17 protein-coding genes are annotated in these 12,640 nt (G+C 72.3%); 7 read left to right on the forward strand and 10 right to left on the reverse strand.

Annotated elements, in window-relative coordinates; all coding sequences use genetic code 11:
• Positions 1 to 323 precede the first annotated feature (323 nt).
• Positions 324 to 977 carry a COG1361 family protein gene (locus ABIC52_RS10020; RefSeq protein ID WP_354027233.1) on the reverse strand — a complete coding sequence of 218 codons (654 nt, stop codon included), beginning with the start codon at positions 975 to 977 and terminating at the stop codon, positions 324 to 326.
• Between the two features lie 176 nt (positions 978 to 1,153).
• Here ABIC52_RS10020 and ABIC52_RS10025 point away from each other — a divergent pair, with 176 nt between their 5' ends.
• Both ABIC52_RS10025 and ABIC52_RS10030 read left to right on the forward strand, forming a co-directional pair.
• On the forward strand, positions 1,154 to 1,609 hold the full coding sequence (locus ABIC52_RS10025) for a MarR family winged helix-turn-helix transcriptional regulator (protein WP_354027234.1): 456 nt from the start codon (positions 1,154 to 1,156) through the stop codon (positions 1,607 to 1,609).
• A gap of 76 nt (positions 1,610 to 1,685) precedes the next feature.
• Positions 1,686 to 2,669: a TerC family protein gene (locus tag ABIC52_RS10030; protein WP_058749078.1), complete on the forward strand. Its 984-nt coding sequence runs from the start codon at positions 1,686 to 1,688 to the stop codon at positions 2,667 to 2,669.
• On the opposite strand, the gene ABIC52_RS10035 is transcribed toward ABIC52_RS10030, so the two are convergent.
• On the reverse strand, positions 2,656 to 3,255 hold the full coding sequence (locus tag ABIC52_RS10035; protein WP_354027235.1) for a TetR/AcrR family transcriptional regulator: 600 nt from the start codon (positions 3,253 to 3,255) through the stop codon (positions 2,656 to 2,658). The two genes, ABIC52_RS10030 and ABIC52_RS10035, sit on opposite strands and share 14 nt — an antisense overlap.
• A 62-nt stretch (positions 3,256 to 3,317) precedes the next feature.
• On the opposite strand from ABIC52_RS10035, the gene ABIC52_RS10040 reads away from it, so the two are divergent.
• Complete coding sequence (locus ABIC52_RS10040) at positions 3,318 to 3,971, forward strand: NAD(P)-dependent oxidoreductase (RefSeq protein WP_354027236.1); 654 nt, start codon at positions 3,318 to 3,320, stop codon at positions 3,969 to 3,971.
• Between the two features lie 41 nt (positions 3,972 to 4,012).
• Here the strand turns inward: ABIC52_RS10040 and ABIC52_RS10045 are convergent, their stop codons facing one another.
• From ABIC52_RS10045 to ABIC52_RS10055, 3 genes are read right to left on the reverse strand one after another with little or no spacing between them, the layout of a single operon-like run.
• Entirely contained in the window at positions 4,013 to 5,101 is a 1,089-nt protein-coding gene (locus tag ABIC52_RS10045; protein WP_354027237.1) for a Brp/Blh family beta-carotene 15,15'-dioxygenase, read from the reverse strand.
• Complete coding sequence (locus ABIC52_RS10050) at positions 5,098 to 6,408, reverse strand: lycopene cyclase family protein (protein ID WP_354027238.1); 1,311 nt, start codon at positions 6,406 to 6,408, stop codon at positions 5,098 to 5,100. Before ABIC52_RS10050 ends, ABIC52_RS10045 begins: the two co-directional genes overlap by 4 nt.
• Positions 6,395 to 7,315, reverse strand: coding sequence for a bacteriorhodopsin (locus tag ABIC52_RS10055; protein WP_126891909.1), 921 nt, complete (start codon positions 7,313 to 7,315; stop codon positions 6,395 to 6,397). Before ABIC52_RS10055 ends, ABIC52_RS10050 begins: the two co-directional genes overlap by 14 nt.
• Positions 7,316 to 7,506: 191 nt before the next feature.
• Here ABIC52_RS10055 and ABIC52_RS10060 point away from each other — a divergent pair, with 191 nt between their 5' ends.
• Genes ABIC52_RS10060 through ABIC52_RS10070 form a run of 3 tightly spaced genes read left to right on the forward strand, consistent with a single transcriptional unit; the run spans position 7,507 to position 9,232 of the window.
• Complete coding sequence (locus ABIC52_RS10060; protein WP_126891908.1) at positions 7,507 to 8,160, forward strand: response regulator transcription factor; 654 nt, start codon at positions 7,507 to 7,509, stop codon at positions 8,158 to 8,160.
• A gap of 9 nt (positions 8,161 to 8,169) precedes the next feature.
• Entirely contained in the window at positions 8,170 to 8,652 is a 483-nt protein-coding gene (locus tag ABIC52_RS10065; protein WP_354027239.1) for a MarR family transcriptional regulator, read from the forward strand.
• 25 nt (positions 8,653 to 8,677) lie between these two features.
• The gene (locus tag ABIC52_RS10070; protein WP_354027240.1) at positions 8,678 to 9,232 is read left to right on the forward strand and encodes a GNAT family N-acetyltransferase; all 555 of its coding nucleotides are present in this window, start codon (positions 8,678 to 8,680) and stop codon (positions 9,230 to 9,232) included.
• 10 nt (positions 9,233 to 9,242) lie between these two features.
• Here the strand turns inward: ABIC52_RS10070 and ABIC52_RS10075 are convergent, their stop codons facing one another.
• The 3 genes from ABIC52_RS10075 to ABIC52_RS10085 form a co-directional block, all read right to left on the reverse strand.
• Positions 9,243 to 9,599: a hypothetical protein gene (locus tag ABIC52_RS10075; protein ID WP_209825066.1), complete on the reverse strand. Its 357-nt coding sequence runs from the start codon at positions 9,597 to 9,599 to the stop codon at positions 9,243 to 9,245.
• Positions 9,600 to 9,701: 102 nt separating this feature from the next.
• Positions 9,702 to 10,085 (reverse strand): VOC family protein, encoded by a 384-nt coding sequence (locus tag ABIC52_RS10080; protein WP_354027241.1) that lies wholly within the window; start codon positions 10,083 to 10,085, stop codon positions 9,702 to 9,704.
• Positions 10,086 to 10,187: 102 nt separating this feature from the next.
• Positions 10,188 to 10,883: a helix-turn-helix transcriptional regulator gene (locus tag ABIC52_RS10085; protein ID WP_354027242.1), complete on the reverse strand. Its 696-nt coding sequence runs from the start codon at positions 10,881 to 10,883 to the stop codon at positions 10,188 to 10,190.
• Between the two features lie 105 nt (positions 10,884 to 10,988).
• On the opposite strand from ABIC52_RS10085, the gene ABIC52_RS10090 reads away from it, so the two are divergent.
• Positions 10,989 to 11,516 (forward strand): putative immunity protein, encoded by a 528-nt coding sequence (locus ABIC52_RS10090; RefSeq protein ID WP_354027243.1) that lies wholly within the window; start codon positions 10,989 to 10,991, stop codon positions 11,514 to 11,516.
• Between the two features lie 25 nt (positions 11,517 to 11,541).
• Here ABIC52_RS10090 and ABIC52_RS10095 read toward each other — a convergent pair whose 3' ends face one another.
• Together ABIC52_RS10095 and ABIC52_RS10100 are read right to left on the reverse strand one after the other, a co-directional pair.
• Entirely contained in the window at positions 11,542 to 12,153 is a 612-nt protein-coding gene (locus tag ABIC52_RS10095; protein WP_354027244.1) for a GNAT family N-acetyltransferase, read from the reverse strand.
• Positions 12,150 to 12,572, reverse strand: a complete 423-nt coding sequence (locus ABIC52_RS10100; RefSeq protein ID WP_354027245.1) for a winged helix-turn-helix transcriptional regulator — start codon at positions 12,570 to 12,572, stop codon at positions 12,150 to 12,152. The genes ABIC52_RS10095 and ABIC52_RS10100 overlap by 4 nt, the downstream gene beginning before the upstream one ends.
• Between the last annotated feature and the right edge of the window lie 68 nt (positions 12,573 to 12,640).

Genomic DNA, 12,640 nt, shown 5'->3' on the forward strand with positions numbered 1-12,640 from the left:
GCTGCGGTCTGGCTCATCTGCTGCTCCGGTGGGGTCGGCCGCCCCGGCAGGCGGGGACGGCGGGTGGTGCGGGTGGGGGACTGCGTGGGAGGGGGTGGCGGCGCTCGGACGCGGGGGACGTCCGAGCGCCGCCGGGGTGGGCGCGTCCGACCGGACGGGGGGGACAACGGTCGGACTGCGCCGGGGATGACGTCACCCGGCCGGAAGGGGGGAGGCCGGTCGGGGGGCGTCGGTCGGGGGGTCGGTCCGGGGAGGCGGGTGCGGGAGCGGGGAGGTGCCGGCGGGGCGGGATCAGGTCGTCACGCCGGCGCGCTCCCTGCGGGTCAGGCGGTGAACGTCCAGGTCATCGGGACGGACGCTGCGAGGCCCTGGTACGTGTTGCCGGCCGACTGGTCGAGGGTCACGGCGAAGTTGAACGGGACGGTCGCGCCGGCGGCGGGTGCCTGGGGCATCGTGAAGGACGAGGCCGGCGCACCCTTGAAGCTCGCCAGGGTGCCGTTGAAGACGGTGGTCGAACCCGAGGTGATGACGAGGTTCATCTTCGCGCACAGGTCGGCGGCGGTGCCGTTCTGGGTGCCGTTGGCCGACTGCGTGCAGGTCGCACCGGGGGTGAGCGTGAAGGTCGCGGCGTTCGCGGTGCCGGTGTTCTTGATCGAGATCGCGGTGTTCACGGTGTTGCCCGGCGTCATCGTCGTGCTGCCACCGAACTTGTTGATCGTCGAGCAGGTCGCCGCGTTCGTCGAGACCGAGCCGCCGTCGGTGCTGAGGCAGGTGACGGTCGCTCCGGCGTTCTGCTCCTGCATGACCAGGGTGCCGGTGGCGGCGGTGTTGCTCGAGTTGGTGATGCTCGCCGCGAACCCGGACAGGGTGCCCGTGAGGGAGAGCGAGAGCAGGACGGCCGCGAAGATGCCGGCCAGGAGTGCCACGGGGGCGAAACGGATCCGCTTCAGCGCGGAGGTGCGGAGCTTGGTGGACACGGTGGACCTCTTCGTTCGGTGGTGGTGGTTCGGGTTTGTCGGAGGATCGGGAGCAAGTGGTTCGGGCTCACTTGCTTCAATCATCAAGATAGTCATTCATTCACCAAGTTGACCACTCTTATACTTACCCCAGAGCGGGGGACGCCCCGTGTCCCCCTCCGACGGAAGCAGGTCCCGTGGCCCCCACCAGCGACGACGACGCCGACCTCATGGCGGCCTTCGCCGCGGTCGTCCGCGCGAACACGAGCCTGATCGGGCAGTTGAGCGCGCGAGCCGGCATCCACGAGAACGCCCTGCGCGCGCTCGTGCTCGTCAGCGACACGGGCTACTCCACCCCCACCGAGGTCGCGGGGTACCTCGGCCTGACCTCGGGCGCGGTGACGAACATGATCGACCGCATGACGGCCGCCGGGCTGCTCGAGCGTGCGCCCAACCCCGCCGACCGCCGCGGGTCGCTGCTGCGCCTGCTCCCGGCCGGCGACGCCGTGGTCGAGGACTACCGCGCCCGCTACGGGGCGATGCTGCGCGCCGTCGACGGCGCGCACGGCGGCGAGCTGCACGAGGTGCTCAACTCCCTGGCGACCAACCTGTACGAGCAGGCGGCCGACGCGGTCGGCGACCGCGGGGACTGACCAGGGGACGCGACGGACGGGAGGCGCGTGGCGGGCCCGCCGCGCGCCTCCCGTCCGCATGCCCCAGACTGGGACGATGCCCCAGCTCCCCGTCGTCTTCGAGGTCGGCTCGATCATCGCGCTCGTCGCGATCCTGCTCGTCGACCTGCTCATCGTCGCCCGGCGGCCGCACGTGCCGAGCCTGCGGGAGTCCGGAGCCTGGGTCGGCGTCTACGTCGGGCTGGCGCTCGTCTTCGCCGTCCTCATGCTCGTCTTCGCGGGTGGGGACGCCGCGGGGCAGTTCGTCGCCGGCTGGCTGACCGAGTACAGCCTGAGCATCGACAACCTGTTCGTGTTCGTCATCATCATGGCGCGCTTCAGCGTGCCGAAGGCGATCCAGCAGGAGGTGCTGATGCTCGGCATCATCATCGCCCTGGTGCTGCGCGGGGTGTTCATCCTGGTCGGCGCACAGCTGATCGAGGACTTCACCTGGATCTTCTACCTGTTCGGTGCGTGGCTGATCTGGACCGCGATCCAGCAGCTCCGCGAGGACGACGACGAGGAACAGCAGGACAGCGCCCTCGTCCGCCTGCTCCGCCGGCGGGTCCGGATCACGGACGAGTTCGACGGCATGAAGTTCCGCGTGTCCCAGGACGGGGCGAAGCACTTCACCCCGCTGCTCATCGTGCTCATCGCGATCGGCACGACGGACCTGCTGTTCGCGCTCGACTCGATCCCCGCGATCTTCGGCATCACCGAGAGCGCCTTCATCGTCTTCACCGCGAACGTCTTCGCCCTGATGGGCCTGCGGCAGCTGTACTTCCTGCTCGGCGGGCTGCTCGAGCGCCTGGTCTACCTGAAGTACGGGATCGCGCTGATCCTGGCGTTCATCGGCGTGAAGCTCGTGCTGCACGCCCTGCACGAGAACGAGCTGCCGTTCCTCAACGGCGGCGAGGGCTTCTCGTGGGCGCCGGAGATCCCGACGTGGGTGTCCCTCGTGGTGATCCTCGTGGCGATGGCGGGCGCGACGGGTGCGAGCCTGGTGCGGATGCGGCGGGACGCGGTGGTCAGCGGGCGTTGACCGTCCGGGCCGCGAGGTCCGACCCGAGCATCATCTCCATCGCGTCGCCGACGAGCCGGTCTCCGTCAGCGCGCGCGAGCCGATGGGCAGCGACGAGGGCGGCGATGCCCTGCATCGACGCGGCGAACAGCATCTTGAACGTGTCGCGGGCACCCTCGTCCGTCCCCGCGACCCGGGGACCCATCGCACTGTCGAGCGTGTCGAAGAGGTCCCGGGCCGCATCCGACACCGCGTCGGGGCGGCTGGCTGCACCGGTCTGGAACATGAGGTCCATGAGCGCGGCGTCGTCGATGGCGAAGTCCACGTAGGCGTGCGCGACGCGGAGGAACCGCTCCCGGACGTCGTGGCGTCCGTCGACGGCCCGCCGGACCTCGCTGGTCAGGCGGCGGAAGCCGGCCTCGGCGAGGGCGTCGAGCAGTGCCTGCCGGTCGGCGAAGTGGCTCCGTGGTGCGGCGTGGCTCACGCCCACCCGGCGTGCGAGCTCCCGGAGGGACAGCCCATCGACACCGGACTCGCGCACGACGGACATCGCTTCATCGAGCAGCGCGGCGCGCAGGTTCCCGTGGTGGAAGGGGCGGTCGCTCATCGGGTCATCCTACTCCCAATCTAGGCATTGACCAGATTCTTGTCACTGCCTAGATTGAGCCCATGACCACTTCCAGCACACTCCTGGTGCTCGGTGCGACCGGGCAGACCGGACGGCACTTCACCCGACTCGCCCTCGACGCCGGCCACCGTGTCCGCGCACTCGCCCGGAACCCCGCGAAGCTCCCCGTGCAGCACGACGCGCTCGAGGTCGTGCAGGGCTCGATCACGGCACCGCTCGACCTCGACGCCCTGCTCGACGGGGTGGACGCGGTCGTCCTGATGCTCGGCGACGTGGTGGCACAGCGTGACCGCCTCGTGAACACGGCGTTCGTCCAGGAGCTCGTCCCCGCGATGCGCCGGAAGGGCGTGCGCCGCCTGCTGTACCAGGCGGGAGGGCTCAGTGCGGCGCCGGGGAAGCGGCTCATGCCCGTGCTGCGTCTCGTCCGTGCGACCATCGCCCGCTCCTACGACGGGCAGCACCGGGACAACGAGGCCGTGATGCGGTGGCTCGACACCGAGGCCCGCGACCTGGCCTGGGTGGTGCACCGCGCGGGCATCGGTTCGGACGGCCCGTCGAAGGGCGAGCTGCGGCGGTCCCGGACGTGGATCAGCATCGCGACCTTCGTCGACTGTGCGGCGTACTCGCTCCGCCTGCTCTTCGACGACGACGCGGTGCACACGTGCGACGGGAGCGCCTACCGCCGGGGGCGGTGACCGCGGGCTCAGGCCGGACGGACGGGGAGCGGGTGTGGTGGTCACGGGGTGTCCTTCGTTCGGGGTGCTGAGCGGGTGGCCTCGGGCGGGCCCCCGGCCCAGGTGTGCTGGACCCGGTCCATCCAGGTGACGACCACGGTGTGCGGGGTGGTGAGTGCGGCGATGAGCACCAGGTAGACGCCGAGGTCGGCTCGACGGACCACGACGGCGAGCGCCACGAGCATCGCCACCGCGATCGCGGTGATCGGCCACGCCTGGCGGGCGAAGCGGAGGAACGGCGCGAGCAGCCGACCTCGGTGCAGCTGCCCTGCACTGGTCGGCTCGGTCAGCTCGAGTCGCAGGATGTGCCGGACCGCGTGCCACAGCGTGAAGTACAGGCCGACCGCGAGCACCGGCGGCACGACGGCGAAGAACGCGACGAGCACGAGGTCCTCCGAGACCTGCCGCCACCGCGGTCCGTCGGAGCGGGCGACGACCACGACGTGCAGCACGACGAGTGCGACGACCAGGACGGCCCCGGCGAGCCGGACCGCCCCGGGCACGACGAGCACGGCACCGTCGAGGCTCCCGTCGACCACCGCCGCCGACTCGAGGACCACGTGCACCGCAGCGGCCGGTTGCGCGACGAACGGCACGAGCATCGGCAGTGCCCCGCGCACCGCCACGGTCAGGGTGGACCCGAGCGCACCGGGCACGCCGTCGCCGAGCAGCCGGTCGACGAACAGGTCGCCCTGCCCCCAGTGGAACCAGGTGATCCCGACGAAGACCGCGAACCCGAGCAGCGGGGCGGTGGTCCAGAGCGCCACGGTCGCCACGCCGACGACGAGGTACAGCGCCACGACCGTGACGACCGACCGCGCGGTGCTCGTCCCCGGACGCAGGCGTGCGGGCACGAGGTGGTCGAGAGCGCCGTGGGGGAGCCCGAAGACCAGCACGCTCACCGCGAAGGGCACGAGCTGCACCGCCAGGGGGACGGCGACGCCGGCGAGCGTGGTGACGGCGCCGGCGAGTGCGACGAGCGCCAGCACCGCGGTGACCGGCGCGAGCACGCGGTCGGCGACCCAGGTGCGGAGCGCGGGCGGCGCAGCGAACCCGCGGTCGGGCAGGACACGGGCCGGCACCGCGGTCACGATCGGCTCCGGGTGCGGACGACCGTGTCACGGACGGTCCGGACCAGTGCCGCCAGGAACGGGCGCTTCTGCAGCGCGAGGACGATGCGCAGCTCGTCGATCGGGCCGGACCGCTCCGACAGGAACCGGACGACGAGGGGACCGGGCAGCGCGAAGAGTCGACGGAACGCCTCCGGGGCCTGCTCCGGCCGGTCCCGCAGGAACCGCAGGAACACCGCGTCGAGGAAGCGCGTCCGCCAGCCGTCGACGAACGGCGGCACCGCGGTGCCTGCAGCGAGGTGCTGCGCGACGACGGCGCTGTGCCGGTTGCTCCGGGCGAAGCCGTAGCCGCTGCTCGGTCGGGTCGTCCCCACGACGGCCGCCGCCGCGGACCACCGCGCGTCGGGCTGCGCCGGTGCGTCGGTCATCGGGATGCACCCGCGCTCCTCGTCGACCACACGCCACTCGTCCGGACCGAGCCCCCACCGTCGCCCGACGTACCCGGCGACGTGGGCCTCGTGGTCGAACGGATCGGCGGCGTCCTGGGTGAACAGGGTGCTCTCGACCAGTGCCTCGGTGGGGGAGACCGGCAGGACGTAGACGAACCGCACGGGCCCGGCGGAGTCCTGCCCGGTGAAGTCCATGAGCGTCACGGTCGACGTGTCGAACACGGGTCGGTCGGCGGTGACCCACTGCCCGACGAACCGCTGGTGCAGGAGCGCGCGGCCTGCTCCGACGTGGTCCGGGCACCGGGGCCCGCGGGCGTCGAGCACCTGACGCGCGCGGACCGTCCCGAGCCGGGACGTCACGACGCACCCGTCGTCGGTGCGGACGATCGCGGACACCGGGGCACCGTCGACGACGTGGACCGTCCCACCGGTGTCGCGTCGTCCGGCCGAGATGCGTCGGTCGGCAGCGCTCCGACGGTCGGCGGCCCGCACGAGCACGTACGGGTGTGCGGGGTCGCTCCCGGTGCTCGTTCCCCGGTCGGTACGGACGTCCCAGCGGTCCCAGCTCGCCGACCGCGCCTCCGCCAGGGGATCGCTGCCGTCGTCCCAGGAGCACCACGACCGCGGGTCGGGCGTCGAGCGCCCCTCGAGCACGAGGACGGACGGAGTCCGCGCAGCGTCGACGCCGGCCTCGGCATCGACATCGGCCGCGGCTTCGGCCTCGGCGAGCCGCACCGCCGCGGCCAGACCGGAGCAGCCTGCCCCGACGATCGCGACGTCGACGGTACCCGGCAGGACCGCACGGACGGGGCCGGGGGCCGGAGCGACGTCCGCTCCGACCCCCGAGCCGATCGCGACCGACAGGTCAGCGACGACCACGCTGCGCACCGGGAGCGGTGGCCGCGTGCTGCGAGTGGTGCGCAGTGGCGGACTCCGGGAGCGTGCCGTCGGACAGCTTCTCGGACGAGACCCACAGCGCCTCGGGCAGGGTGTCGACGCCGGCGCGGACGTCCTCGGCGGACCGGAACTTGGCGACCTTGTGGATCATCGCGCCGAAGCCGACCTTCGCGACGATGTCGGCGGCCGACAGGACGACCTGCATCCAGGTGAACACCGCGCCGCCGTGGCCCCAGCCCTGCAGCCCGAAGACGATCGGGTACGCCATCCACGTGACGATGAGCAGGATCCCCGCGTTGCGGAGCGTCGCCGCCGCCTCGGAGCCCTTCAGGTCACGGCCGCCCTTGACGACCACGTAGATGACGAGGAGGTACAGGACCACCATGAAGACGCCGGAGATGACGCCCCAGGTCCAGAGGGCCGGGATGCTCGTGCCGGAGTCGATCACGACGCCGCCGATGAACCCGGTGCTGATCATCAGGAACGCGGCGGCCACGCCGACCGCGCGCAGACGTCGGGCCGCGACGCCGGCCAGGGTGGCGACGGCCAGCAGCTCGATGACGAGCAGCGGCACGGTGACGGTCCAGTCGAAGTAGCGAGGCGCCCAGGACAGGATCGCGTTCGCGTTCGGGACCCACGAGTCACCCTTGCGGTCGTAGCCGAGCGCGAAGGACGCGACGAGCACGACGTACGACAGGAAGGCGACGCCGGTGATCGCCATCCCCGCGTAGACGCCGGTCCGGTAGCGACCGGTGACCTCGTTCGTCGACACGAGCGACTTCACGAAGAACGCGAGGAGCGCGAGGCCGGCGACGGAGAGTGCGTAGACGATGATCGAGTGCTCCGCGAGCGTCAGCGTCGCGTTCCACGGAGCGAGTGCATCCGACATGAGGGTCCTTCCGGGGGGTCGAGGGCCGGCGGAACAGCGCCGACCAGGAAAACTTGCTCCTGGGCAACCGTCGCGGTTCCCAGGCCCGGCTGCAGACGGGGTACATCGCCGTCCGTAGCGTGGTGATCCCGACGGAACACGCGTCGACCAGCACCCGTCTCACCCCCAGGGGTGGTCCTGAGAGGATCCAGATGCCCGACCGCATCCGTGTCGCGCTCGTCAACGACTACGAGCTGGTCCTGCGCGGACTCGCCGACCTGCTCGCACCGTTCTCGGACCGCCTCCAGGTCGTGCAGCTCGATGCCCGCCACCGGGTGACCACCGACGTCGACGTCGCGCTCTACGACACGTTCGCCCAGCCCGAGCCCGACGACGAGGACGTCACCCGGCTTGCGCGGAACCCCCGGATCCGCACCGTCGCCGTCTTCACCTGGAAGATGGACCAGGACCTCATCGACGCCGCCGTGGCCCGCGGAGCGACCGGGTACTTCGCCAAGAGCTCCACCGCCGACGCACTCGCCGAGGGTCTGCTGCGGGTCGCTGCCGGTGAGCGGGTCCTCGACGCACCACGGCGCCGGGTCCCGAGCGGCCCCGGGGTCGACTGGCCGGGCCGCGAGCACGGCATCTCGGACCGGCAGTCCGAGATCCTCGCCCTGATCACGCAGGGCAAGCGCAACGAGGAGATCGCCGTCCTCACGCACCTCAGTCCGAACACGGTGAAGACCCACATCCGGACGCTCTACAGCAAGATCGGCGCGCGGACGCGGGTCGACGCGGTGCTGTGGGGGACCGACCACGGGTTCCGGCCGGACCACCGCAGCGTCGACCGGGCCACGTCGCCGTAGGCTGTCCGCGTGAGCGACGACGATGAGCAGCAGTCACGAACGGAGTCGTCCGTCGTGGACGCGTCGGTCGTCGGACTCGGCATCGTGCTCCGCTCCCTCGCACCGGCGCTCGAGCAGGTGACCCTGCAGCAGTACCGGATCCTCGTCCTCCTCGTCACCCGCGGACCGCTGCGTGCCGGCGACCTGGCCGACGAGCTCGGACTGCTCCCGTCCGGCATCACCCGGATGGTCGACCGGCTGGTCCGGGACGGCTGGGTCACCCGGAGGACCTCCGGTCGCGAGGTCCTGGTCACCGCCGGTGACGACGCCGTCGCGCTCGTCGATCGCGTGCTCGCGCGTCGCGCCGTCGAGTTCCGGGCGGCACTGCGCCGGATGACCCCCGACGAGCGGTCCGCCGTGCGCACGGCTGCGGACGCGCTGGCGCGGACCGCGGTCGCGGAGCCGATGCTCGACGCCCAGATCCTGCTCGCCACGGCCCCGCCCGAGCGCTGACCGCCCCGGGTCGTACCGTGGGGGCGTGACGATCACGCTGACCAGGACCGACCCGCAGGGCGCCGACCGGGAGGCCCTGGTCGCCTTCCACACGTCGGCCCACTTCCCCTTCCACGTCCGTCCGCGGCCCACCCGTGCCGACCTGGAGCGCGCGGTCGACGGTGGCGCGTTCCGCGACGACGAGCACGACTCGTGGTGGCTCGACGACGACCGGCTCGGTCGCGTCGGTCTGGTCGTGCTCGAGGACCTGCAGGACCCCGCACCCCTGCTCGACCTGCGGCTCACCCCGGCGTTCCGCGGGCGAGGGCTCGGGGTGCCGGCCCTGCGTGCGGTCACCGACCACGTGTTCCGCACGATGCCTGACGTCACGCGCTTCGAGGGGCAGACGCGCCAGGACAACACCGCGATGCGTCGTGTGTTCCTGCGCACCGGGTGGGTGCAGGAGGCGTACTACCGGGAGTCGTGGCCGGTCGAGGGCGGGGATCCGCTGGCATCGGTGGCCTACGGGGTGCTCCGACGTGACTGGGAGACGGGCGGCGTGACGCCGGTGCCGTGGGGCGACGTCACGCTCGACGACTGACCGGGTCCGCTCAGGCGGGCTCGTCGACCAGGGCGGTGAACCGACTGCCGATGCCGTACACGAGGTGCCGCGTGGTCCCGCTCGCGGGCGGCGGCACCTCGTCGTGGTCGTCGCACACCAGCAGGGTCCACTCCGGCCACCACTTCTTCGGCCGCTCCTGCTCCGAGAAGCCGCAGACGGCACACTCCAGGTGCGCCCAGACCTTCTTGCTCCCCGTGCGGTTGCCCCGGGACTGCACGAGCCATGCGGGCGGATCCTGCTCGATGCGCTCGAGCTCGGCCTCGCTGATGTGGGAGGGGATGCCGTGGCGAGCGGCCATCTCGAGGGGGATGTCGAGCCGGATGGCGGCGTCACGGCGGGAGAGCATCCGTCCAGGGTAGGTCGTCTCGGCCGGGAGGCTCCTCCCGCGGCCCCGCCCCGTCCCTCTCGGACACGGCGGGACCGCCCGCGATCGGCGCCGGTGCCACGGTCACGCTGCGCCGTCGGGCTCCGGCCTGCTGAACAGGTTGACGACGTTGCCGTCGGGGTCGCGCACCAGGGCGGAGCGGTTGCCCCACGGCATCGTGGTCGGTCCGAGGACGACGTCATCGTCGGTGAGGCCGAGCTCCGCGAACGCGCCGTCGACGTCGTCGACCTCGAACTCGACGAACACGGACCGGTTCGTGGCGGGCGTCAGGGCGCAGCCGAGCATGGCGACGGTGGCGGTGCCGGCGATCGCGAGGGTCGCTCCGGGCCCGGTGAACTGGGCGAAGACGGGCGCGGGACGCTCGGCGCGCTGACCGGTGACCCGCTCGTAGAAGGCGACGAGGCCGTCGAGGTCGTCGGTGACGATGCGGATGGATGCGAACGACAAGGGGATTCCTCCGGTGGAGCTGGTGCTGGTGCGGTCGGGCCCAGCTTCACGGGTGGTCGCGACACCGTCCTGTCGGTGTTCGCGGAGATCCGTCGCTCGCGGTCAGTCGCAGACGACGGGCCGCAGTCGCCCGTACCGGATGCCGAGGTCCTCGGTCCGGAGGACGCGCCTCGGCGGTCGCTCGTCGGTGACCTCGATCGACGCCATCCGGTCGCCGCGGAACGCCCGGACACCGTCACGCAGCCGGCACCAGGCGACCAGGTACCACTGCCCGTCCTTCTCGATCGATCCCAGCGGCTCGACGTCGCGGGTCGACTCCGTGCCGTCCGCAGCCCGGTACCGCAGGCGCACCACGCGGTCGGAACGCAGGGCGTCGGCGAAGGCGACCGGCGTGACGGGGTCCTCGTCGGCCTCCAGGAAGTGCACCCGGGACGCAACGGCACCCGCGCGTGCCGCGTCGCGGTCCGGCATGACGGCGAGGACCTTGCGTGCCGCGGTGCGGGCGGCCTGCCGGAACGGGCTGGTGCCGAGGGCACCGAGGCCGATCAGCACCGCGAGCGCCTCGTCCGGCGTGAAGCCGGCGGGGCCGAGCGTCGCCGATGCGTCGATGACGTAGCCACCCGTGCGGCCGGGCTCGGCCCAGATCGGCATGCCCGACTGCTGCAGCGCCGCGAGGTCCCGCTCGACGGTCCGCACGGACACCTCGAACCGTTCCTCGAGGCGACGTGCGCTGCGTGGCCGCGGTGCGGCGGCCCGCAGCTCCTCGACGATGCCGTAGAGGCGGTCGGTGCGGTTCACGGACCCATCATCCGGCACGGCGGTGCCGCTCGCCGACGACGAGTCCGGCTGCCGTGCGGGTGATGGCGCTTCCGGTGGCGGACGGGAGGTGCCAAGCTCTGGCGTGTGCTCTCGCCGCAGTCGTTGACCGAGGACGACCGTCGTCTCGTCGCGAGGTGGGCGGCGGACAGTGCCGAGCGGGTACTCGCCGTCTTCGAAGCCGAAGCACCCGACGATGCCCGGCCGCGGGAGGGCATCGCCCGGGCCCGGTGCTTCGCGCGCGGCGAGGTCGACGCCGCGAGCCAGATCCGGTTGCGGTTCGTCGCGGGTCGCGGAGCGCGCTCGGCCTCGTCGGCCGCGGGTGCGGCAGCGGCACGCGCAGCGGGGCAAGCATCGGGCGTTGCGCACATGGGCGCGCACGCCCTCGGTGCGGCCGCCTACGCGGCGCGGGCGGCCGAACTCGTCGCTCCCGGTCATGGCGCAGCGGCGGAGCTGGACTGGCAGCTGGAGCGGATCGACGACCCGGTGCGGGCTGCGCTCCGCCGCCTTCCGCCGCTCGGGACGGACCGGTCCGGGCCGCTCGGGGCGGGGCTCCTCGCAACGGGCGCGCTCGGAGCACACATCGGGAGGATCCAGGCCGCACTCGCCCAGTAGCGCTCGCACGGCGCACGGATTCGCGCTACTGCTCGTCAGACCCGCCCTGCGGGACGCCGCGGTCTGACCGCGCAGCTCTCAGAGCAAGGGGGGACCGACGGACCCACCGTTCCTCGTCCAGGCCGGTCCCCGGGTCGAGCACCGGCTCACCGACGGGCACGAATCCGTGCCTGGAGTAGAAGCGTCGAGCACGCAGGTTGACCGAGAACACGAGCAGGTGCGCGTCCTCGCCGCCGGTCGCGGCCTCCAGCAGGTCCGACGCCAGCCCGGTCCCGTGTGCGACGGGATCGACGTACAGCGTCGCCAGCTCGAGGTCGGGCAGGTCCTCCTGCACCGAGGACGCGCGCGTGGTGCTCGCCACTCCGAGGAGGCTCCCGTCGGACGACTCGGCGACGAGCACCCGCCGCACACCGGAGCGGATGCGCTCCGCCCAGCGGTCGATCCCGGATCGGACGGACCGGGCCTCGAGGAAGGCGTCCGGGACGATCCCGCGGTAGGTCTGCTCCCAGGCCCGCACCTGGAACCGCCCCACCGCGTCGGCGTCACCGACGTCGGCCCGTCGGATGTGCGTCGCCGCACCAGGGGCCGCCGGCCTGGAGGCGCGGTGCCAGCGGCCGTCGCCGCCTGCGTCCGTCATCGGGTCGCGTCGAACGCCTGCTGGTGCGCCGCGACCTCGTCACGGTGCTGCTCGGACCACGTCTTGAGCTGTCGGACCGTCTGGTGCAGCGACAGCCCCAGCGCCGTCAGTTCGTAGGTCACCGTGACGGGGACGGTCGCTGTGGCGACCCGAGACACCAGACCGTCGCGTTCGAGGGACCGGAGCGTCTGCGACAGCATCTTCGGGCTGACCCCCGCGAGGGTCCGCGCCAGCTCGGAGTACCGCATCGGCCGGGGCTCGCCGTCGCAGTCCGGACCGCTGCCGAGCGCCGACAGCACGAGCGTGACCCACTTGCCGGAGACCCGGGCGAGGAGCTGCTGACTGGGGCAGGCGGCGAGGAAGGCGTCGTACTGCACCTTCGCCTCGGCCTTCTTCTGGGCAGCCGTCGTCGTCGCCATCGCGTCCCTCCCGGGTACCTACGCACTTGTGGGTAACTCCTTCCCAGCGGGAAGCAGCACCTCAAGAC

The organism is Curtobacterium oceanosedimentum, from assembly GCF_040545555.1.
Lineage (GTDB): Bacteria > Actinomycetota > Actinomycetes > Actinomycetales > Microbacteriaceae > Curtobacterium.